Here is a 21,965-nt window from a genome sequence, read left to right as displayed (position 1 = left end):
AATGGATTCCTTGTCAAAAGGGCTTAATTTAAAGGTTGTATGGTTAAAGCATTATCCAACAGGCTGAGCCTTGCTGCCTGCCCGAGGTACTCGGACGGGATCTGATCGCTCAACCAGTACTGCCCTGCGATAGAGACTAGCTCAGCACCCAGGTGCGTGCAAAAAATCTGACACTGGGTATCGCCAGAGGCGCCAGCCAGTGCGCGGCCACGCATGCTACCGTAAATATGAATATTGCCGTCGGCAATCAGTTCTGCACCGGCGCTGACGCTGCTGGTGACGATCAAATCGCTGTTACGGGCGTAAATCTGTTGGCCTGAACGGACTGGAGTACTGATGATGCGCGTTTTGGCTGGGGCATTATCAGGGACCGGCGCAATCACCGGAGCCTGCGGGGCCGCCTTCTGGCCTTTGCCTTCATTGAGCAGTGGCAAACCGGCGCGGGCGATGGACCGCTTCTGCCGCTCATCTTTGCAACCGCTGATGCCGACCACGCGCAGCCCAGCCGCAGTGACCGCCCGTTGAATTTCTTTCCAGTCTGCGTCGCCGTTAAGCGTAGCAACATTAATAACAACAGGGGCATTTTTGAGAAAAGCGGGCGCTTGTTCCACCTTTTCTTGCAGTGCCTGGCGTATTACCTCGGGTTCGCAATTATGTAAATGAACCACCGATAGGGTAAAACTGCTGCCTTTTAGCTCAATTGGCGATTGTGACATCTATCCTGACTCAGTCTCAGCAACTTAAATCCCCGGAATACCACTCGGGGTGCGATATTCCGAAGTACTATAAGCATGTTATAGTCAGAGTTATATCCAGGCAAGACGCTGCCTCAATTAAATAGAGTTTTAAAAATGTTTTGTGTCATCTATAGAAGCGCCAAGCGCGATCAGACTTATCTTTATGTCGAAAAAAAAGACGATTTCTCTCGGGTGCCGGAAGATCTGATGAAAAGTTTTGGCACGCCGCAGTATGCCATGATGCTGTCGCTTGACGGGCGTAAGAAATTGGCTTCAGCGGATATCGAGAAGGTGAAAGAAGCCCTAAAGCAGGAAGGGTTTTATCTGCAGTTCCCACCGCCGGTGGAAAACCTATTAAACCTTCATTTGTCTGACGCCAACAAATAACCGGGCGTCGATTTTCAACCCTGTGTTAACGCCAGCTTTTAAGCACCATCTGCATCTGGCGGCAGGTCGTCACGGGTAGGGAAAATCATGAAGAAGATGTCGATGATGCTAACGCTGCTCCTTTTGGCTGGCTGCGTTAAACAGGTGGGGGCGGCTCCTGCGTCTGCACCTGTTGCACCGCCTGCCGGGAGTACGCTGGCCGAAACCGGGCGTGATCCCGCGGAGTTCCCGGCCTATGTGGAACAACTGAAGCGGCGGGCCATCAAGCAGGGTATCCCTGCGGCTACCGTTGAGGCTGCCTTTGCCAACGCGCATTTTGTCGATAGGGTGATTAATGCCGATCGCAATCAGTTGGAAAAGAAAATCACGCTGGATGATTACCTCAGCCGGGTGCTGCCTGCTTGGAAAATCCAGCGGGGCCGCGAGATGCGCCAGCAATATCAGCCACGGTTGGCGCGAGTGACTGCGCGCTATGGCGTCCCGGAGCAATATATTGTCGCGCTATGGGGTATGGAAAGCGCCTTTGGCAAGATACAGGGTAAGGAAGACGTTGTTTCTGCCCTGGCGACGCTGGCGTTTGAAGGCCGGCGCGAAGCGTTCTTTACCAAACAGCTGATGGCGGCCTTAAAGATTATTGACCAGGGCCACGTTGATGCGGGCAACCTGAAGGGATCCTGGGCGGGAGCGATGGGGCAGAGCCAGTTTATGCCAACCTCGTTTTTGACCTATGCCGCAGATGGGGATGACGACGGTAAAATCGATATCTGGAATAATCTCGACGATGTGTTTGCCTCTACCGCCAACTACCTGGCTACCGAAGGCTGGCAACCTGGGGTTGGTTGGGGTCGTGAAGTCAAACTGCCCGCGCAATTCAACGCTGAACAACTAGGGTTGAAAGACTCCCAGGGGCATAGCGAAGAGAAGTGGGCGGCCAAAGGGGTGGTGTTAGCAGAGGGTTCACCCTTGCCAGTCTCTGGCCTGCGTAGTTGGGTGATCGCTCCAGATGATATGCAAGGACGCGCATTCTTGGTTTATGATAACTTCCGTACTCTCATGCATTGGAATCGTTCGTATTATTTCGCGATCAGCGTGGGAATGATGGCCGACGGTATCGGTCAATAGGTCGGTAACTACCCGGTGCCTGGAATGGCACCCCGTATGTATCATGGGCTGAGGTTATCTGGCCCCTACACTGTGGTTGGAGAGGCGGTATGTATCAACATAGAGACTGGCAAGGAGCGTTGCTTGATTTCCCGGTAAGCAAAGTGGTTTGCGTAGGCAGCAACTACAGCGATCACATCAAGGAGATGGGGAGTGCAACCCCGTCTGAGCCGGTGTTGTTTATCAAACCTGAAACGGCATTGTGTGATATTCGTCAACCGGTAGCGATCCCCAAGGGGCTGGGGTCGATCCATCATGAAGTCGAGTTGGCGGTGCTGATTGGCACCCCGTTAAAGCAGGCCAATGAAGATCGCGTGGCCCGTGCCATTGCGGGGTATGGCGTGGCGCTGGACTTGACCTTGCGCGATCTGCAGGCCGGGTTCAAGAAGGCGGGTCAACCTTGGGAAAAAGCCAAGGCATTTGATGGCTCCTGCCCGATCTCCGGTTTTATTCCGGTGGCTGAATTTGGCGATCCGCAAAATGCCGAGCTGTCTTTGTCGATCAATGACGAACTGCGTCAGCAGGGCAATACCCGTGATATGATCAATCCCATTTTGCCGCTGATCGCCTATATGAGCCGTTTCTTCACGCTGCGTGCGGGCGACATCATTCTGACCGGGACTCCTCAAGGAGTCGGGCCAATGGTTTCTGGCGATATGCTGAAAATCTCGCTTAACGGTAAGACCCTCAGCACCCGAGTGATTTAATCCCGCTTTATTTTTCTGCCTGCCGGGCCTTCCGGGTGTTGCAGGCAGAAACCTCTTTGGTCACTTACACTGTTATTATCCACGTTGGATGTCGTTGCGGCAGGCAGGGGCAGCCGGGGAAACGTTTCCTTTTGCGCTGAGTGTCTATATAGTGTGCCCCCTTGAACCTGCTTGCAGGTGGTTTGTTCATTTACCTATTTTCGGAAGTCGATATGTCACAACTCCCTTTTTGGCAACAGAAGACGCTGGACGAAATGTCTGAGGCAGAGTGGGAATCGCTGTGCGACGGATGTGGGCAATGCTGTTTGAACAAGCTGATCGATGAAGATACCGATGAGATTTACTTCACCAACGTGGCCTGCGATCAGCTCAATATCAAATCCTGCCAGTGCCGCAACTACGAGCGCCGCTTTGAGCTGGAAGAAGACTGCATCAAGCTGACGCGCGAAAACCTCACCACGTTCGACTGGCTACCGCCAACCTGCGCCTATCGCCTGATCGGCGAGGGCAAACCCTTGTTCGACTGGCACCCGTTGGTCAGCGGATCAAAAGCGGCAATGCACGGTGAGCGTATTACCGTACGTCATATCGCGGTGCGTGAAAGCGAAGTCGTGGATTGGCAGGACCATATCCTCAACAAACCTAGCTGGGCCAGGTAAGTGGCTGCTATAACCAGAAACTGTGGCCAAATAATTACGCTTGTCACCGCAACACCGTAAGCTAAGTCAGGAGGGAGCCATGCAGGTTAGCCGACCGTTGAGCGCATGGACGCGCGATACGAGCCTCCAGGGATGGATTCACGGCGTGTCGGCGTTCTGCATGGCTCCCTCCTGTAGCACTATTACGTACAGCTACGTATTACTAGCGCTTTTTAGAACGTAGTCTGCGGCCTTATCGCACCACCAGGACCGAGGTTTTGGCATATCTGACGACTGATGATGCCGTTGTGCCAAGCAAGAAGGTAGTGATACTAGGCCTTCGCGAACCGACAACGATCAAATCGGCGTTGATCTCATCGGCAAAATTCAAAATCCGATCCCGTGGCGCGCCGATCTCTACCGAACAGTGCACTCGGCCTTCCGGAATATCAAAAGCAGTAACGGCTTTCTTTAACTCCGCCAGTGCAATCTGTATCCGCTCATCATCGCTGGGCAGCAACCGCTCGGGGTGCGATAGCCCATATTCATAATAAGAGAGCATAGGGGAGAGGACGGCGAAAAAATGGATATGCGGGTAGTCGATGTTTGCCAGTGAATTAATCGTGGGAATGACTTTCTGTGTTAACTCGATTTCAGCCAAATCAATGGGCGCTAATATAGTCTTGTACATACAACCTCCATAATGAGTAGGTGATGTGCATACTACTGCGTGATTAATATACCAAATTTGCTGCCCAAATGGGGTGACACAGATCGAAGTTATGGCCGATCCAGCGAATAACCCGCGGATCGGCTGAAAAGACAGGCTTTCTATATCAATGGCTTGTGTAACAACGCTTGCAAGACGTTCAGCGGCGCATGCTGCGGGGTTTTCATGGCGCTCACCGGTAAAATAAAGGTCTGTTCCAGCATATACTGCCCGGCCATGGCGGCATGGGGAGTTTGATCGGAAAAACAGATCCAGCTGCTTCCTGGGGGGAATTCAACCGCCTGCTGGGGGCCGCTTTCCTGATAGTCTTTATCTGCCTTCATCGCATCATGCATTTGCAGCATCAGATGATCGTAGTGACTACGGCGCGTTTTGGTAATACCCACTTTATCCTGCAACCAACTGGCAAAGGGCGAATAACGCTTCAGGCGTGGCAGAAAACGTTGCGCCAGCTCAGGGAACGGCTCCCCGACGCGCCACTGGCGGCTTTCACCATGAGGGTTGATATTGGTGAAGATGCGTAAAATACGGTTGCCATAATTGGGGCGCGAAGGGAACGCATCGACATGCAGGCGGCGGTCGTCCTTGCGCCATGAAGTCGAGGCTGTCCATGCAGAGATCGGGTGCAGACGCAGGCTATTGGTGGGCATTTGCACTGCGTGCCGATATTCGGGCAGGACGGAATTGATCAAATGCTGGCAGGCTTGATAGTGCCGAGCCATTAATTTATGTACCGCTTCGCGTTTGGCCTCAAGGGCAACCCCTGTCAGCTTTTGCTGTTCAGGCTGATAGCTAATATTCTTGCGTTTGGGATCGACCAACTCTGGAGTGAGTAAGGTTTTTTCCGCGTCGGTCAGATTAAAGGCCAGATGAGGGAAATAGAGTACCTTGCCGCTTTCCAACTCGGCTACGGCATCCAAAGTAGCAGAATAGGTGGCATTCCAGTCTAAATAGGGCAGCGTCGTGATGGCCGATTGCGGATTGATTTTATTTTCTAACATAGTGATCCCTTGCTCAAAATACTCTGTCTATCTTTTTGGCTGCGACTGTTCAGTGTTTGAGCGCCTGCTGCCCTGGTAGACGTAGGCGTTTTATCATGTAGAGCATAGCCGAAATCGTGTGCTAACCGGGCGGTCAGGTTAAACAAAAGTTAAACGAGAGAGGAAATAAATCAGGGTGGATGAGGGGAGTGGCTTATATATGTCATCATTTTATTAGTACCCGCCCTAAAGTATTAATACGGTGAATGAAAAACGGCCAATCAGTGATTAAGTGTAGCCAATATATCTGTGTTTGAAAGGGATGAATTACCAAAGGTTGGACGGTATATCAGCGGGGAATCGCAACAAAACTTAATGTTATGTAAATTACGAGGTAATCGCCTGGTGTACGCTTCTTTTTAAACAAAATCTTAGGTAGCTTGTCGGCACCTCCGCCTATGATGAGAATGTGATGATGAAGATGGTACGCCTGTTTGCCGTGGCCGGAGTACTGATCGTGCTCGTGTATTACTTTACCCATACTTGATGTTGCTTACCCACCACACACGATGCCATTGATTATCCAAACGGCCGCAGCATGCAGCGGTCCTACTCGGTAAGCCTGGTGATAGGGTGTCAGTAGCAACAAAAAACGGCGCCCTTAGGCGCCGTTTTTGCGATGTTCTAGCGTTAGCGGCCAAACAGATCGCGTTTACGTTGGCGGACAAATTGGCTGAGCAGAACCACAATCCCGATCAGCAAATAGGCAGCAAAAATCCCCACCAGCCATTGTGGCATTTCCAACGACAGGAACTGCCACTGACGCACCGAGCAGTCACCGGACGCGTGGAACACCGCTGGCGCCCATTTGTCTAGTGGCAGCCAGGAAGGGAAGCTGACAAAGAAATCACAGGTATTAAACGGCGATGGATGCAGCTGGATCATAGTGTGTTTCCAGGCTAACTGCAGGCCTTCCCAGGCGCTGTATATCCACAACAGGATCGCCACATAGCGTAGCGGCGACTTCGGTGCCAATGCACCAAGCAGCGACGCTCCCAAAATCCCGAATAGCGCGACGCGTTCGTAGATACACATTACGCAAGGCTGTAACAGCATCACGTGCTGAAAATAGAGGGCGGCCAACTCCAGTACCAATGCAGTCAGAGCCAACAACAGCCAAGCACCGCGCCCCTGCGAGCAGCGGTTAAAGAATTGCAACATATCTATATTCTTCCATGCAGTAAGCAATTGAACCGGCAGTGTAAACCAATTCATCCCCGCTGCCAGCTATCTAACGACGATTCAGTGAAAAATATCGTCGTTTGCGGGGACGGTTATGGCGGCTAATGTGCAGCGATTGGGGCCGTTGCGTCAAGCGGTAGCGGCATTAGCCACTGCCATTGGGTAAACAGGTCCGTTACCGGTGCCAGAGTATGCTGCACACACAGCAGGCCAACCAGAGTCAGCACCACCGTGTAAGGCAATGCCATCCAGACCATGCGGCCATAAGACAGACGTACCAACGGTGCCAGAGCAGAGGTCAGCAGGAACAGGAAAGCAGCCTGCCCGTTGGGTGTAGCTACCGAAGGCAGATTGGTGCCGGTATTAATCGCTACCGCCAACAGTTCGAACTGTTGCAGAGAAATTGCTCCTTCCGCCAATGCTGCCCGAGCTTCGTTAATGTAAACCGTACCGACAAAAACGTTATCAGAAACGGAAGAGAGCAGACCGTTGAACAGATAAAACAGGGAAAGCTGTGAGCTCGGCGGTGCCTGTAGCACATAGTGGATCACTGGAGTAAACAGCTGCTGTTCAATGATCACTGCCACAACGGTGAAGAACACCGTCAGCAGCGCGGTAAAGGGCAGGGCTTCCTGGAAAGCCTTGCCGATCGCATGCTCATCGGTTACGCCGCACAGTGAGGTCGCCAAAATGATCACCGAGAGGCCAATCAGCCCCACTTCCGCCAGGTGGAAGGCCAAGGCAATCACCAACCAGAGGCCGATTAACGCCTGTACCACCAACTTCATTTTTTCCTGGCGGCTACGCTTGGCCGTTGCCTGGCGATCGAACTCTTTCAGTACGCTACGCACCTGATCCGGCAGTTTGGTGCCGTAGCCAAAAACTGCAAAACGTTCAACCAGCAGGCAAACCAACAGACCGCAAATAAACACCGGCAGCGTGACGGGGGTCATACGCAGGAAAAATTCGCCAAAGCCCCACCCGGCGCTTTTGGCGATGATCAGGTTCTGCGGCTCGCCCACCATGGTCATCACGCCCCCGAGAGCGGTGCCCACGCCGGCATGCATCAGCAGGCTGCGCAGAAAGCCACGGAACTGTTCCAGCGTCTGTTTATGGTCGGCATCTTCCAGGCGGCTATCGTCACTAATATCGGTCTTCTGATTGGAGGCGACGTTATGGTAGATAGAATAAAAACCTGTGCCGACGCTAATCACCACCGCTACCACGGTCAGGGCATCCAGGAAGGCAGAAAGCAGTGCCGCGGCAACGCAGAAGGACAGCGATAGCAGCATCTTTGAGCGGATGTTCAGGAGCAGTTTGGTAAATACAAACAGCAGCAACTGCTTCATAAAGTAGATGCCTGCCACCATAAACACCAGCAGCAATAACACCTCAAGATTACTGGCAATTTCCGCGCTGACGTGTGCGGGGCTGGTCATGCCGATCAACACTGCCTCAATGGCCAGTAGTCCACCGGGCTGTAACGGGTAGCATTTCAGCGCCATAGCCAGCGTAAAGATGAACTCGATAACCAGTAACCAGCCCGCCACGAAAGGGCTGACCAGGAAAAACACCAAGGGATTGATCACCAGAAAACTGATGATAGCCAGTTTGTACCAATCGGGGGACGCCCCGAGAAAGTTCTTTACCAATGCCGAGCGTATTGTCATATCCATGCTTGTTTTTGCGAAACCTCAAAGTGAGTTGGCTCGTCATACCCTAACAACGGCAGTGGGCCTGATGCAAATAAGGAAGTCCTAATAGACTGAAATTTCGGCGAAGTGGTTTTTTTCATCTTTTTGCCAGCTTATGCACACTTTCGTTTAATGTTTTTGGCTCGCGCTATGTGATACCCCGGCGATCTGGTATGATCTGCCGATTACAATTACTGATTATCGTCGTTACGGAACATCAAACACATGGTTATAAAGGCGCAGAGTCCTGCCGGTTTCGCGGAAGAGTATATTATTGAAAGTATTTGGAATAACCGCTTCCCTCCCGGCTCTATTTTGCCCGCGGAACGTGAGCTTTCAGAACTGATTGGCGTCACGCGCACCACATTACGTGAGGTTCTGCAGCGACTGGCCCGTGATGGCTGGCTGACTATTCAGCACGGCAAACCGACCAAAGTGAACAATTTTTGGGAAACTTCCGGCCTTAATATTCTGGAAACCCTGGCCCGGCTCGATCACAACAGCGTACCGCAGCTGATCGACAATCTGCTGTCGGTGCGGACCAATATTGCCTCGATCTTTATCCGTGCGGCGGTGCGTAACCACCCGGAGCAGGCGCAGGAAGTGTTGGCGAAAGCGGCGCTGGTTGACGATCAGGCGGATGCTTTCAACCAGCTCGACTATGAAATTTTCCGTGGCTTGGCCTTTGCCTCAGGCAACCCGATTTACGGCCTGATCCTCAATGGTTTGAAAGGGCTGTATACCCGCGTTGGCCGTTATTACTTCTCCAACCCGGAAGCGCGCAAACTCGCACTGACCTTCTACAACAAACTGTCTAGCCTGTGTCATGAGAAGATGTACGATCAGGTGATGGATTGCGTGCGTAACTACGGTAAAGAGAGCGGGGCTATTTGGCAGAGTATGCAGGGCACTATGCCAAGCGATCTGACAGAAGCGCGTCGTTAATTCGCGTCATTCCCGTAATCAGTTAGTTGAAGGGGCGCTGTATGCGCCCCTTTGTCATATTGCAGCCTTATAACGCGTTGGGCCTTGGTGGGCAGCGGTCCAGCAACTCAACGCTGCCATCTTCGTTTTGCTGCTCCAGAATAATGTCGAACCCCCACAGACGATGCAGATGCTTCATCACCTCACGGCGGCTTTTATCCAATGGCGCACGGTCCTGCGGAATATAGCGCAGCGTTAATGAACGGTCGCCACGCAGGTCCACATTCCAGACCTGAATATTGGGCTCGTGGTTACTCAGGTTGTACTGAGCCGACAGCTCCTGACGTATCGCCCGGTAGCCCGCTTCGTTATGGATAGCTGAAATCTCCAGGTAATTGTTGCGATCGTCATCCAGCACGGTAAACAAGCGGAAATCACGCATCACCTTCGGTGACAGGAACTGGCTGATAAAGCTCTCATCCTTGAAGTCACGCATGGCGAAGTGCAGGGTATCCAACCAGTCTTTGCCGGCGAAATCCGGGAACCAGTAGCGATCTTCCTCGGTCGGCGACTGGCAGATCCGTTTGATGTCCTGGAACATGGCAAAGCCAAGCGCGTACGGGTTGATGCCGCTGTAGTATTGGCTGTTGTAAGGTGGCTGGTAGACCACATTGGTATGGCTGTGCAAGAACTCGAGCATAAAGCGATCCGTCACGCGCCCTTCGTCGTACAGGTGGTTAAGGATGCTGTAGTGCCAGAAGGTGGCCCAGCCCTCGTTCATCACCTGCGTCTGTTTTTGCGGGTAGAAATACTGGCTTACTTTACGCACGATGCGCAGTACTTCACGCTGCCAGGATTCCAGCAACGGGGCGTTTTTCTCCATAAAGTAGAGAATGTTTTCCTGCGGCTCCCGCGGAAAACGCACGGCCTGTTCCGGCAGGGCTTCGCGATCGACTCGCGGCAAGGTTTTCCACAGCGAGTTGACCTGGCTTTGCAGATACTCCTCACGACTCTTTTGGCGGGCTTTTTCTTCCACCAGCGAGATTTTTTGTGGCCGTTTGTAGCGATCGACCCCGTAATTCATCAGCGCATGGCAGGAGTCCAACAGCTTTTCTACCTCTTCCACGCCATAGCGTTCCTCACACTCGCTGATGTAATGGCGGGCAAACAGCAGATAATCGACAATCGAACTGGCGTCGGTCCAACTGCGGAATAGATAGTTATTTTTGAAAAACGAGTTGTGCCCATAGCAGGCATGAGCCATAACCAGTGCCTGCATGGTGATGGTGTTTTCTTCCATCAGATAGGCAATACACGGGTTGGAGTTGATCACGATCTCATAGGCCAACCCCTGCTGGCCATGCTTATAGCGCTGCTCGGTTTCGATGAACTTTTTACCGAATGACCAGTGGGTATAGTTGATCGGCATCCCGACGCTGGAATAGGCATCCATCATCTGCTCGGAGGTAATGACCTCGATCTGATGCGGATAGGTGTCGAGCCGGTAATGTTTGGCAACCCGGTCGATCTGTTCCAGATACACCTGCAACAGGTCGAATGTCCAGTCCGGTCCATCGCTCAGACGTTTATCTTCCTTAACCTTTTTCTGTGTCGAAGTAGTCATCAGCGCACCCTCGTTATGAACGGCGTCGGCTCTTTTGGCAGACCCTTTAACAATGATAGTCCAAGTCGTAATAAATCGTTTGAAATCATCCGTGCTGAGTACTGATAACCACTTGCGGTTGCTACGCGTAAACCAGCTTTGCGGCCTGTGGTGGCACTCAACCAGGCATTCGAACCGCGAGGCAGAGGAAACTGATGCCCAATGGGGATGGTTGGAATTATTAACCTGCAATATTTAATTAAACAGATTTATGTTCCAAATTGGGTGGGTTGTCAATCCCGGTGCCACTGGCGATTTTCGCTGATGTGTTTGGGGGCCGAATAGCCTGTTTTATCGGCAAAATGCGCTTTAACAGTATCTTATCGTTATTTTATGTCCGCTATTGCCAAAGCCGGGCGCATCAACGATAAAATAATTGTGAATACTGTCACGATTAATAAACGATTTGTTGAGTAGTTTTTTCCACTGAGTTAATTTCCTGTTATTGGTAGATTGTGCTTTATCGATCCTTGGGCTGGAGTCAGCGATGAGAGTGGTTATTTTAGGTAGCGGAGTGGTAGGGGTTGCCAGTGCCTGGTACTTGGCAAAAGCGGGTCATGAGGTGACGGTGATCGATCGTCAACCCGGGCCAGCCTTGGAAACCAGTGCGGCCAATGCTGGGCAAATATCTCCGGGTTACGCCGCACCTTGGGCAGCTCCTGGGGTACCGTTGAAGGCGATTAAATGGATGTTCCAGCGTCACGCGCCGTTGGCAGTCCGCCTCGACGGCAGCAGTTTCCAACTGCGCTGGATGTGGCAGATGCTGAAAAACTGCGATACTGCCCACTATATGACTAACAAAGGCCGTATGGTGCGTCTGGCGGAATACAGCCGTGACTGCATTAAAGCCCTGCGCCAGGAAACCGGCATCCAGTACGAAGGCCGTCAAGGCGGCACGCTGCAACTGTTCCGCACCCAGCAGCAGTTTGACAGCGCTGCCAAGGACATTGCCGTGCTGGAGGATGCCGGGGTGCCTTACAAACTGCTGGAGGCCAGCCAGTTGGCGACGGTCGAACCGGCGTTGTCGCAGGTTGCTCACAAGCTTACCGGCGGATTACAGCTGCCGAATGATGAAACCGGGGACTGCCAACTGTTCACCCAGCAGTTGGCCAAGCTGGCGCAGCAGGCCGGAGTCAACTTCCTGTTTAACCGCAACGTTGAACGTTTGCTGGTGGAAGGAGATAAAATTACCGGCGTGCAGTGTGATGGTGAAATCATGACTGCCGATAGCTATGTTGTGGCGTTCGGTGCCTATTCTACCGCACTACTGCGCGATCTGGTGTCCATTCCGGTTTATCCGTTGAAAGGTTACTCATTAACCATCCCGATAACCGATGAAGCGTCAGCGCCGTTCTCTACCGTGCTGGACGAAACCTATAAAATTGCCATTACTCGCTTCGATAAGCGCATCCGCGTGGGCGGTATGGCGGAGATTGTTGGCTTCAATACCCAGTTGGAGCAGAAGCGGCGTGAAACGCTGGAAATGGTGGTACGCGATCTATACCCGAACGGTGGGCGAGTTGAAGAGGCCACATTCTGGACGGGGCTGCGCCCGATGACGCCAGATGGCACGCCGATTGTGGGGCGCACCCCGCTGAAAAATCTCTATTTGAATACCGGCCATGGCACCTTGGGTTGGACGATGGCCTGCGGCTCCGGCCAGTTGCTTGCCGACTTGATCTCTGGGGTTACCCCGGCCATTGCTTCAGACGATCTGGCGGTGGCGCGTTACCGCGCAGACTTTCGGCAGGGGCCTGTTGTTCCATTGAATGACGTGCACCCGGCACGCTGAAACCCAATCTGATAGGAGAGCCCATGCCTCGCCCGATTACCGCTACGCTGCATTTGGCCGCGTTGACCAATAACCTGCAGGTAGTTCGTCGTTTTGCACCCTCGGCTAAAATCTGGGCCGTGGTTAAGGCCAACGCTTATGGCCATGGTTTGCAGCACGTCTGGCGCAGCCTGGCCGAGAATAGCGATGGTTTTGCCTTGCTCGATCTGAACGAGGCAGTGTTACTACGCGAATCTGGTTGGCAGGGGCCGATTCTGTTGCTGGAGGGCTTTTTCCAGCCCTCAGACCTTATGCTGATCGATCGTTACCGGTTAACCGCGGCGGTGAACAGCGACTGGCAACTACAGGCGATTGCCGAAGCGCGTTTACAGGCCCCTTTGGATGTTTATCTCAAGTTGAACAGTGGGATGAACCGCCTAGGGTTTGCCCCGGAGCGGTTGCACAGTGCTTGGTTAACTGCAAAGGAGTTGCACAATATTGGTTCGATAACGCTAATGAGCCACTTTGCCACCGCCGACGGTCCTGAAGGCGTAACGGAACAGATGGCCGTGATTGACCGCGCCACTGCTGCGATTGATCTGCCGCGTTGTCTGGCCAACTCGGCGGCCACCTTGTGGCACCCGCAGACGCAGGCGGAATGGGTGAGGCCGGGGGTTATACTTTATGGCGCATCACCCAGCGGCCACTGGCAGGACATCGCCGATACCGGTTTGCAACCGGCGATGACGCTGAGCAGCAAAATCATTGGCATCCAACAGTTGCAAGCGGGAGATCGGGTGGGGTATGGCTGGCGTTATGCCGCTGGTGGGGCGCAGCGTATCGGCGTCGTGGCCTGTGGTTATGCGGACGGCTACCCTCGCCATGCGCCCACCGGCACTCCGGTCTGGGTGGACGGTGTTCTGACACATACCGTAGGTTCGGTTTCCATGGATATGATGACGGTGGATCTGACACCGTGCCCGCAGGCAACTATTGGTACTGACGTCGAACTGTGGGGGAGGCATCTGCACGTCGATGATGTGGCTGCCGCAGCCGGAACCTTGGGTTACGAGCTGCTGACAGCCTTGGCGGCACGGGTGCCTATTGTTATTGAGAAATAAGTTCAGCCGATTTTTTTCAACTGCCCTTTGATTTGCTTGCTGCGCTGCCGTGCGTGTAGCGCCAGCAGGCAACCTACCAACATCACCAACGCCAGCGACAGTTTCGGCTGCAGCGGCAACGCCATCGCGATCAGGCCCAGCGCGGCCCCTCCGGCCATCTGAATAAAACCTACCAGTGCTGAAGCCACGCCCGCTTCGTTAGAGTAAGGCTCCAACGCATAGCTGGTTGACGGCCCCATGACAAAAGCCAATCCGGCACAGGCGCAGGCCACGGGCAGGATATAAGCCAACCAATGGCTTTGTGCAGCTTCACCCAGTAGTGCCACCCCCAACACTAAAGCGAGACAGCCTAACCCCATCAGTATGCCGCCGGTCGCCAGGCAGAAAGGGCGGCCAATCTTGTGAATGATGCGGTTGGCGACAAAGCTGACCAGCATGATCCAGAAACCGTTGGCACCAAATACCAAAGAGAACTGCAGCGGTGATAGCCCGGCGGTGCCCATCAGCACGTTAGGTGCCAATGAAACATAAGTTAGCGCCATCCCCATCGCCCCGGCGTTGACCACTGCAAAGGAGATAAAACGGCGATCGCCAAGAATGCGCAGATACTGGCGTACCGGCAGCCCTTTGACGGCAACGGTAGTAGCGGGGCGGGTTTCCGGCAGGAAGAAGATGACCAGCAATAATACCACCGCGGCATAACCGACCAGGAACCAGAATGGGGCGCGCCAGCCGAAGGCTTCTGCCAACAAACCACCGAGCAGCGGGGCCAGTGCAGGAATGATATTCAGCGTGCCGTTGAGAAAACCGAAAGCGCGTGCGGCGTCATCGCCATTCATCCGATCGCGCACGCCACTGAATGCTACAACGGCGGTACAGCAAACGGCCACGCCTTGCATCAGGCGTGAAGCGACAAAGATATCTGCCGTTGTCGCCAGCGCAGCCATGGCTGCGCCCACCATATAAATCAGGATCCCGGCGATAGCCACAGGCTTACGACCGTAATTATCCACCAGCGGACCGGCGATCACTTGGCCAAGACCCAACACCAGAATAAACAGCGAAATGGTGGATTGGATCAAGGCTTCGCTGCTGTTAAGGCCCAGGGCAATGGCAGGAATGGTGGGCAGATAGAGATCGATTCCCAGAGGGCCGAGCAACACCAGGCTAAGCAGGAGAAAGAGAAATTTTTGCATAACAAAAATGGCACATCCGAATGACAAAGAGAACTAGAGTAGAGATCCCAACCGCAAATGGGAAGCGATAACGTATTGATGAAAGACAGGAAACCGTTTGCGCTTGATTTTACCTGGCGCGATCATTTTGCCGCGGGCTGGCGGTAATAAAGCGCTGAAATGGTATCTGCAACGTAGCGCGCCTGGTGTTTGGCATCATCCAGCGCCCGGTGTGGTGTGCCTTCAAACGGACGCTGTTTCTTGGGGTTGAAACCATGCAACTCTGCCAGCGTAATGATAGTGCGGGCGTCTTGGGTATCCCAGAACTTCCAGGGGCAGGGCATTGCCAACTGGTGGTAGGCATGTTCCAGGATCGAGCAGTCAAACTCTTTGCCATTGCCCCAGACTTTCACCGTATCGGTGCTGTGCATATGAATAAAACGGCTCAGGTTGGTCAAGACCCGCTTGAGACTTTCGCTGCCCCCGAAGGCCAGTTTACGAGCTTCGTCTGACTGTTTTGCCCACCAGGCAACGGTATCCAGGCTGATTGTCCGACCCGGTTGTTCCTGCTGGCTGTTCACTGCCGCTTCAAATTCTGCTCCTAACTCACCGGTCTTGGGGTTAAAAAACACCCCGGCAACCACCAGGATCACCGCGCTCGGGGTAATATCCAGCGTTTCAATATCTAGCATCAAATGGTTCATGGGGTCTCCAGGCTGAACAAGCTAGTGATGGTACTGCATACAGTCTGGCAGAATATCCAGTGACTTTGAAATAGGCGAAAACGGTCTGATCACGGTATGATGACTTTAGTCATGTTGCAGAGTTGGTAGCTAGCGTTGAGAACACTTATTTTTATTCTATGTATGATCGGCTATCTGCTGGTATTAGGCTATTTTGGCGTTTACGTTACCGATAAAATCTGCGAAAACGCGCAAAACTTAAGTAAACTTTGCCGTGTGGTGGATATCTCTGAACCTCACATCCCACCGTCATCCGTCACCCCAGATAGTCGCGGGTGACTAATAGCGTCAATATCGCCGTTATCCCGATTAACACGGCCCATTGGCGCCATCCAAAGCGCGCCAACCATTCCTGTTGCACCTGGTTAGCGTTGAATTGCCTAACGGTTAGGGTACCAGCCAGTAACATTGTCATGACGACCCAAACCAGGCTCAGGCTGGCGGCGGAGAACTCAGTGTGCAAGATATTGGCGTAATACAGGCGCATGGACATAAAGTAGATCAGCAATACCCAACTGAACCCTCTTCGTTTCTTCAGGATCTGGCTGAGCAGAAAAGCGATAAACAGGCTATGAGCCATGGAGATTAACGGTGATTCAAAGGGGTGGCGAACGCAAGTGTTGTATACCGCCAGATAGAGATTAAAGACCAGTAACGCATACACCGTATAAACATACCAGCCATAGACCACTTTCAGTCTTCTGGAGGGGGCTGAGATGGGATTTGCTGTTTGAGTCATGCACTCTCCTTGAGTTATCCAGATTTATAGCATTTAAAAGCTAAATGAAAACTAAACGGCTCAGCAGCATAACCTGCTGAGAAAAAGGTTTTTTTTCAAGATGACGTACCAATCATAAGGCAATAAACCCGCCTGAAACGCCCAGCACCAGAGTGTATTTTGCTACTTGAATTCATTGATGGTAAAGATAATAATTATCATTGTTATTAGTATTTGTTATCTAACAACATCTGAGCACCGTGACTTCTGTTCGCCAAACTGGCCAGCGTTGCCAGCGCGGTTCGTTTTCGGTGCAATTTCAATAGATCCCATGGGGAATACAGGTATGCCTGCGTTTTTTCCTGCCAGTCGTTCTTATCTTTACTGCTCGTTAGCGATTTTCCTGCCACTGACCTCATTTGCTGAAGATACCCTCGTGGTAACGGCAAAACCCGCCGATACGGCGGAAACGGCAACGCATGGCTATGAGGCCAGCACCAGCCAGGGGGCCACTAAAACGGATCGGCCCCTGATACTCACTGCGCAATCCGTCTCCGTAGTAACACGCCAACAGATGAGCGACCAAGGGGCTTTGACGGTTAACGATGCGCTGAAATATACCCCAGGCGTATTCACTAACTTCTCTGGTGGCGCGACGCGTTACGAAACTATCGCTCTGCGCGGTTTCCACGGTGGCGACGTCAATAACACCTTCCTGAACGGCCTACGACTGCTTAGCGACGGCGGCAGTTATAACGCTTTGCAGGTCGACCCTTGGTTCCTGGAACGCATTGACGTGATTAAGGGCCCGTCCTCCGTGATGTATGGGCAAAGCATCCCTGGTGGGTTGGTGGCGATGACCAGCAAACGGCCGCAGTTTGCCAGTGAAAACCACGTCAATGTGATGGCGGGTAACAACAATACCAAAGGCGGTGCATTTGATTCGACGGGGGCACTGAACGATCGGTGGGCATACCGTTTGACCGGCATTACCCGCACCAGTGACACCATGTATGACCATCAGCGTGAAGAGCGCTATGCGATTTCGCCTTCGTTGCTGTGGCAACCGGATGAAAATACCTCATTATTGTTGCAGGCCAATCTGCAAAAAGATCCTTCCGGTGGCTACCACAGCGCGGTGCCGTCGGACGGCAGCATATATACCACCAGTGGGGACAAGCTGGGCCGGGGATTTTTTGACGGGGAAAGCAGCCGCAATGTGTTTAAACGTTGGCAGCAAATCTACAGTTATGACTTCTCGCATAGTTTTAACGACGTCTGGTCATTCCGTCAAAACGCCAGCTACACCCACTCCAACGTTGAGCTGGAGCAGGTTTACCAGATTGGCTGGAACGCCGACCGCAGCGAGTTGAACCGTTGGTACAGCGGCTCCAATACGTCGTTGGATGCTTATGCCGTGGATAACCAACTGGCGGCGGAGTTCGCGACGGGTGCGTTGGAACATAAGGTGATGCTGGGGCTGGATTATCAACGTTTTACCAATAACCTGTGGGAAGAGTCTGGTTCGGCCACGCCGTTGAACCCGTTCACCGGCGTTTCCGGCGGGCCAGATATCACTATTCTCAGCCATACCGATTCTAAACGGCGTTATGAGCAGACCGGCGTCTATCTGCAGGACGAAGTCAGCCTCTATAACTGGTATCTCAATCTTTCCGGGCGCGTTGACCGTTTGGAAACCAAGAATACCGTGCTGAATACCGATTCTACCGATGCCCGTACTGACGACCACTTTACGGGCCGAGCCTCTTTGCTGTACCACTTTGACAGCGGTTTCTCGCCGTATATGAGTTACAGCTCCGCGGTGACACCTGCGGTCCTGGCCGATAAAGAGGGGCATCTGCTCAAACCGACCACCAGCGAGCAATATGAGGCCGGGCTGAAGTATCAGCCTCCTGGTAGCAGCTCGATCTACAGCATTGCCCTCTACGATCTGACGCAGAATGACGTAGCCAACCGCGTGGTGAAGGACAGCTACTATGTGCCTGCCGGTAAGGTACATTCACAAGGGATTGAACTGGAGGCCCGTAGTCAGGTGAGCGAGCGCCTGAATATCATTGCCGGTTACAGCTACAACAAAGTGAAATTCAAAGACGCCGTTGACGGTAACGATGGCAATACGCCATACCTGGCGCCTAATCAGATGGCTTCTTTATGGGGGCAGTACAAGGCTGGGCTGGGTATCAATCTGGGGGCTGGCGTGCGTTATATTGGCAAACAGTGGGCGGATAATGAGAATACTCTGCGTATTCCTTCGGTCACGCTGCTGGATGCTTCGGTGCGCATGGATCTGGACAGCGTAAAACCGTCGTTGAAAGGGGCTTACGTGCAGCTGAACGCCAATAACCTTACGGACCGGGAATATGTTGCTGGTTGCTATGGCACTGGCTACTGCTATTGGGGAGCGGGGCGTTCAGTTATCGCTACCGTGGGGTATGACTTTTAACGGCTAAACCGTACTCATCCCGCTGAACGTTAGCGGGATGAGGTGCTAAAACAGCGAAAACAACAGCACCACGGGCAGGCTGAGTGGCCAGGTCAGGCCGATGATCAGCGCGCTAAGCAGGCGGATGGGGAGGGTATCGCGGCTGACCAGAAAAGTGACAATCATCGAAACCAACAGGCCAATAAAATAAACGTATTGCGTGACTTCCCACAGCGATAACATGAAAACCATCCCGGTAATTTTTACCGCTCATTTTAGGCGGCTCCCCGCAAGTAATCAATGTGTTAATGCGGTGTAAAAGGGTGGAGGGGGTGTCTTGTCGCACAGGTGAAAGAGCGCCTTATCGAAATTAATTATAAATAGCCCTTGCTAATAACTCTGGGTTATGAGTAAATAGCGTCATCGGTTTGAAGTACAGACCTTATGAAAGCAGTTTTAGTAAAGTAGTTCTCAGTATTAGCGATATCCGACAGATACCTCTTCTTCCGCGAATTTCCTTCTAGTGCCCCCATAAGTTTCCACTGAATTGCAGACCTCATTCGCCATTATGGCGGCCTAAAAAATAATGAAGGAAGTATCTATGTCTAATAAAATGACTGGTTTAGTAAAATGGTTTGACGCTGGTAAAGGTTTTGGTTTCATTTCTCCTGCTGATGGCAGCAAAGACGTGTTCGTACACTTCTCTGCAATCCAGGGTAATGATTACAAGACGCTTGATGAAGGCCAGCAGGTTGAATTCAGCATCGAAAATGGCGCCAAAGGCCCATCAGCAGTCAACGTTACAGCAATGTAATGTGACTCGGTAGTGTGGTTGAAACTTGCAATAGCGATGATGGTGTAGACCGGAGCAGACAAGCGATATCGACACTACCACATCAATCCCGGCCTGGTGCCGGGATTGAATATATCCTCCTAGCCATGAGGGTAGACAGAAAAGCCAATTTCACCAAAGTTTGCTTTTCTGTTGTGAAAAAGCCGTGCTTAGGCTGTGCAATGCTGGAGTGTTCGATGGACGCTTGCGCCGCATCATGACAGCCGGGAAAGCGACCGGCACTACTTTTAACCCTGGCGTTTACGCCGGGGTTTTTTACATCCAGTTTCCCCGCTCGAAAAATATTTTCAGATTACTGCATCCAATATTCTCGTTCACTACGTATATGGCTATGTGAGGACATCTTCCCACATCACCCTTCGAGGATATAACCATGAAAAAGCTTCTCTGTACTGCCCTGTGTTCATCACTGTTGTTCAGTAGCGTCTCAATGGCTGCCATGATGTCCGATACGGTAATGGTAGGTGGTGCCGCCATGTACCCCAGCAAAAATATTGTCGAGAATGCCCTTAATTCCAAAGATCACACCACGCTGGTTGCTGCGGTGAAGGCGGCTGGCCTGGTTGACACTCTGCAAGGCGCAGGTCCGTTTACGGTGTTTGCTCCGACTAATGAAGCCTTTGCCAAACTGCCTGCCGGGACGGTCGATACCTTGCTCAAACCTGAGAATAAGGCGGCGCTGACCGGCGTGTTGACCTACCATGTGGTTGCCGGCCGCTATGATATGAAACAGTTGGAGAAGAAAATCAAGGAAGGGCACGGCACGGCCGAGCTGAAAACGGTCAATGGCCAACCGCTGTGGATTATGAATAATGGCCCCCACAATATTCAGCTCAAAGATGGCCAAGGTCATATTGCCAACATCAGCACCTATGATGTCTATCAGAAAAATGGCGTGATCAACGTTATCGATAGCGTTCTGTTGCCAAAATAAATCCCGTCTATACTAGGTGCAGGCTGCCAAAAGGCTGCCCGCACCTTGATAGGACAGGACATGACCAAAGCACTTCCCGAACAGCATGTCGAATTGATGCAGGCCGTTGCGCTTGGCGACCGCAACGCATTTGAACAACTTTATCGGCAGACCTCGCCGCGCTTGTTTGCCGTTGCTCTGCGTTTACTGCGCCGTCAATCCTGGGCCGAAGAGGTGCTGCACGAAAGCTTTATCAGCGTGTGGAATCGCGCTGCCAGCTATGACCCCAATCTCAGTTCCCCCTTGACCTGGCTGACGCACATTGTGCGCAACAAGGCTATTGATTGGTTGCGCAGTGCTGGAGGCCGGGCGGGGCAAACGGAAGAGGAGTGGCTGGATGACCTGGGGGCGAGCACGGAAGAACCCGCTAGTCAGTTGCTGCTGGGTGAGGAGGCTGGAAAGCTGGCCGAATGCCTGAATCATCTGAACGTTGAACAACGTCAGAGCATTGTGTTGGCTTACTACCAAGGCATGTCTCATGGCGAGGTTTCGGCACATCTGCAACAACCGCTTGGCACGATCAAAAGCTGGATCCGCCGGGCACTGGATCATTTGAAAAACTGTGTGGGCCTATGAAAAGCAAAGGTGAGTATGACTCGGCGTTAGCCGCAGAATATGCCTTGGGCACGTTGCGCGGGCCTGCGCGGTTGAACTTTGAACAGCGTATCCAGCGGGAGCCGACGCTGGCCGCCTTGGTTGCACGTTGGCAAACGCTGCTGGCTCCGTTGGATCTGGCACTGAGCCCAGTATTGCCACCGGAACGCGTGTGGAAAAAGATCAAACTTGGTTTGCCCATTGAGGTCGCGCAACGACGTAAACGCTGGGACTACCTTGGCTGGGCACTGGCTGCCGGTTTGGCCGCGTTGTTGCTGGTGCCGCGTTTTATCACCCAGCCGCAGGATTTTGCTCCGGCGGTGGTGCTCAATGCAGGTCAGCAGGGCAGTGGGCAATGGATTGTCAGCATGGACAGTGGCAAACGCCATCTGAGACTAACCCCGCTTAACCCGCAAACGTTAGCCGTAGCCAATAGCCTGCAACTGTGGGCGATCTCGCCCGGTGAAAAACCACGTTCCTTAGGGTTGGTTGCTGCAGAGAAGCCGACCGAGCTGGCAGTGAACTCGATGGCGCTGGCGCAGGGCATGACCATTGCCATCAGCCTGGAGCCAGCGGGTGGGTCACCTACAGGGCTTCCGACCGGTCCGGTACTGTACAGCGGCCAGTTCACATCACTATGATCTGATTGATATTCTTGCCGATGGTTTTTCGCTGAAGGCGACGATAATCTCATTTACGACCATACTAAAG

22 protein-coding genes are annotated in these 21,965 nt (G+C 52.7%); 12 read left to right on the top strand and 10 right to left on the bottom strand.

All coding sequences use genetic code 11. The features are described 5' to 3' along the window. Positions 1-23: 23 nt before the first annotated feature. Positions 24-716, bottom strand: coding sequence for a septum site-determining protein MinC (gene minC, locus KGP21_RS16000; RefSeq protein WP_021806639.1), 693 nt, complete (start codon positions 714-716; stop codon positions 24-26). 135 nt (positions 717-851) lie between these two features. Between minC and KGP21_RS15995 the strand changes: the two genes are divergently transcribed. The 4 genes from KGP21_RS15995 to KGP21_RS15980 all read left to right on the top strand — a co-directional run bounded on the left by KGP21_RS15995 (position 852) and on the right by KGP21_RS15980 (position 3,651). After that, entirely contained in the window at positions 852-1,124 is a 273-nt protein-coding gene (locus KGP21_RS15995) for a YcgL domain-containing protein (protein ID WP_021806638.1), read from the top strand. Between the two features lie 87 nt (positions 1,125-1,211). Then, the gene (locus KGP21_RS15990; RefSeq protein ID WP_371822023.1) at positions 1,212-2,246 is read left to right on the top strand and encodes a lytic transglycosylase domain-containing protein; all 1,035 of its coding nucleotides are present in this window, start codon (positions 1,212-1,214) and stop codon (positions 2,244-2,246) included. 89 nt (positions 2,247-2,335) lie between these two features. Continuing rightward, complete coding sequence (locus KGP21_RS15985) at positions 2,336-2,992, top strand: fumarylacetoacetate hydrolase family protein (RefSeq protein WP_223497790.1); 657 nt, start codon at positions 2,336-2,338, stop codon at positions 2,990-2,992. Positions 2,993-3,204: 212 nt separating this feature from the next. Then, a complete protein-coding gene (locus KGP21_RS15980; RefSeq protein WP_021181179.1) occupies positions 3,205-3,651 on the top strand; it encodes a YcgN family cysteine cluster protein in 447 nt (148 codons plus the stop codon). A 232-nt stretch (positions 3,652-3,883) separates the two neighbouring features. Here the strand turns inward: KGP21_RS15980 and KGP21_RS15975 are convergent, their stop codons facing one another. The 4 genes from KGP21_RS15975 to nhaB form a co-directional block, all read right to left on the bottom strand. Next, positions 3,884-4,321 carry a universal stress protein gene (locus KGP21_RS15975; RefSeq protein ID WP_094981347.1) on the bottom strand — a complete coding sequence of 146 codons (438 nt, stop codon included), beginning with the start codon at positions 4,319-4,321 and terminating at the stop codon, positions 3,884-3,886. A 140-nt stretch (positions 4,322-4,461) separates the two neighbouring features. Then, the gene (locus tag KGP21_RS15970; protein ID WP_021806635.1) at positions 4,462-5,361 is read right to left on the bottom strand and encodes a Kdo hydroxylase family protein; all 900 of its coding nucleotides are present in this window, start codon (positions 5,359-5,361) and stop codon (positions 4,462-4,464) included. 669 nt (positions 5,362-6,030) lie between these two features. Next, positions 6,031-6,561, bottom strand: a complete 531-nt coding sequence (gene dsbB / locus KGP21_RS15965; RefSeq protein WP_021181182.1) for a disulfide bond formation protein DsbB — start codon at positions 6,559-6,561, stop codon at positions 6,031-6,033. 122 nt (positions 6,562-6,683) lie between these two features. Then, positions 6,684-8,258: a sodium/proton antiporter NhaB gene (gene nhaB / locus KGP21_RS15960; protein WP_021806634.1), complete on the bottom strand. Its 1,575-nt coding sequence runs from the start codon at positions 8,256-8,258 to the stop codon at positions 6,684-6,686. Between the two features lie 243 nt (positions 8,259-8,501). On the opposite strand from nhaB, the gene fadR reads away from it, so the two are divergent. After that, positions 8,502-9,221: a fatty acid metabolism transcriptional regulator FadR gene (fadR, locus tag KGP21_RS15955; RefSeq protein ID WP_021181184.1), complete on the top strand. Its 720-nt coding sequence runs from the start codon at positions 8,502-8,504 to the stop codon at positions 9,219-9,221. A gap of 67 nt (positions 9,222-9,288) precedes the next feature. Here fadR and KGP21_RS15950 read toward each other — a convergent pair whose 3' ends face one another. Beyond that, a complete protein-coding gene (locus KGP21_RS15950; RefSeq protein WP_021806633.1) occupies positions 9,289-10,824 on the bottom strand; it encodes a SpoVR family protein in 1,536 nt (511 codons plus the stop codon). 526 nt (positions 10,825-11,350) lie between these two features. Between KGP21_RS15950 and KGP21_RS15945 the strand changes: the two genes are divergently transcribed. Further along, complete coding sequence (locus tag KGP21_RS15945; RefSeq protein WP_223535640.1) at positions 11,351-12,655, top strand: D-amino acid dehydrogenase; 1,305 nt, start codon at positions 11,351-11,353, stop codon at positions 12,653-12,655. 23 nt (positions 12,656-12,678) lie between these two features. After that, positions 12,679-13,755 (top strand): catabolic alanine racemase DadX, encoded by a 1,077-nt coding sequence (gene dadX / locus KGP21_RS15940; protein ID WP_223535638.1) that lies wholly within the window; start codon positions 12,679-12,681, stop codon positions 13,753-13,755. Positions 13,756-13,757: 2 nt separating this feature from the next. On the opposite strand, the gene KGP21_RS15935 is transcribed toward dadX, so the two are convergent. The 3 genes from KGP21_RS15935 to KGP21_RS15925 form a co-directional block, all read right to left on the bottom strand. Then, complete coding sequence (locus KGP21_RS15935; RefSeq protein WP_021806629.1) at positions 13,758-14,951, bottom strand: multidrug effflux MFS transporter; 1,194 nt, start codon at positions 14,949-14,951, stop codon at positions 13,758-13,760. A 122-nt stretch (positions 14,952-15,073) separates the two neighbouring features. Beyond that, positions 15,074-15,634 (bottom strand): 3'-5' exonuclease, encoded by a 561-nt coding sequence (locus tag KGP21_RS15930; protein ID WP_021181189.1) that lies wholly within the window; start codon positions 15,632-15,634, stop codon positions 15,074-15,076. A gap of 295 nt (positions 15,635-15,929) precedes the next feature. Continuing rightward, on the bottom strand, positions 15,930-16,412 hold the full coding sequence (locus KGP21_RS15925) for a hypothetical protein (RefSeq protein ID WP_037375999.1): 483 nt from the start codon (positions 16,410-16,412) through the stop codon (positions 15,930-15,932). Positions 16,413-16,737: 325 nt separating this feature from the next. On the opposite strand from KGP21_RS15925, the gene KGP21_RS15920 reads away from it, so the two are divergent. Next, entirely contained in the window at positions 16,738-18,855 is a 2,118-nt protein-coding gene (locus KGP21_RS15920; protein WP_223535637.1) for a TonB-dependent siderophore receptor, read from the top strand. Between the two features lie 45 nt (positions 18,856-18,900). Here the strand turns inward: KGP21_RS15920 and KGP21_RS15915 are convergent, their stop codons facing one another. Next, positions 18,901-19,077, bottom strand: a complete 177-nt coding sequence (locus KGP21_RS15915; RefSeq protein ID WP_021181193.1) for a GhoT/OrtT family toxin — start codon at positions 19,075-19,077, stop codon at positions 18,901-18,903. Positions 19,078-19,435: 358 nt separating this feature from the next. Between KGP21_RS15915 and cspA the strand changes: the two genes are divergently transcribed. From cspA to KGP21_RS15895, 4 genes are all read left to right on the top strand, one after another. Then, complete coding sequence (gene cspA / locus KGP21_RS15910) at positions 19,436-19,648, top strand: RNA chaperone/antiterminator CspA (protein WP_024485401.1); 213 nt, start codon at positions 19,436-19,438, stop codon at positions 19,646-19,648. A 412-nt stretch (positions 19,649-20,060) separates the two neighbouring features. Then, entirely contained in the window at positions 20,061-20,621 is a 561-nt protein-coding gene (locus KGP21_RS15905; protein ID WP_021181194.1) for a fasciclin domain-containing protein, read from the top strand. Between the two features lie 60 nt (positions 20,622-20,681). Beyond that, positions 20,682-21,236, top strand: coding sequence for a sigma-70 family RNA polymerase sigma factor (locus KGP21_RS15900; protein ID WP_021181195.1), 555 nt, complete (start codon positions 20,682-20,684; stop codon positions 21,234-21,236). Next, positions 21,233-21,895 carry an anti-sigma factor domain-containing protein gene (locus tag KGP21_RS15895; RefSeq protein ID WP_223535635.1) on the top strand — a complete coding sequence of 221 codons (663 nt, stop codon included), beginning with the start codon at positions 21,233-21,235 and terminating at the stop codon, positions 21,893-21,895. Before KGP21_RS15900 ends, KGP21_RS15895 begins: the two co-directional genes overlap by 4 nt. The last annotated feature ends 70 nt before the right edge of the window (positions 21,896-21,965 follow it).

The organism is Serratia sp. JSRIV004 (assembly GCF_019968705.1).
In the GTDB taxonomy this organism is placed as follows: domain Bacteria; phylum Pseudomonadota; class Gammaproteobacteria; order Enterobacterales; family Enterobacteriaceae; genus Chania; species Chania fonticola_B.
This window is presented reverse-complemented; position numbering and strand designations above follow the sequence as displayed.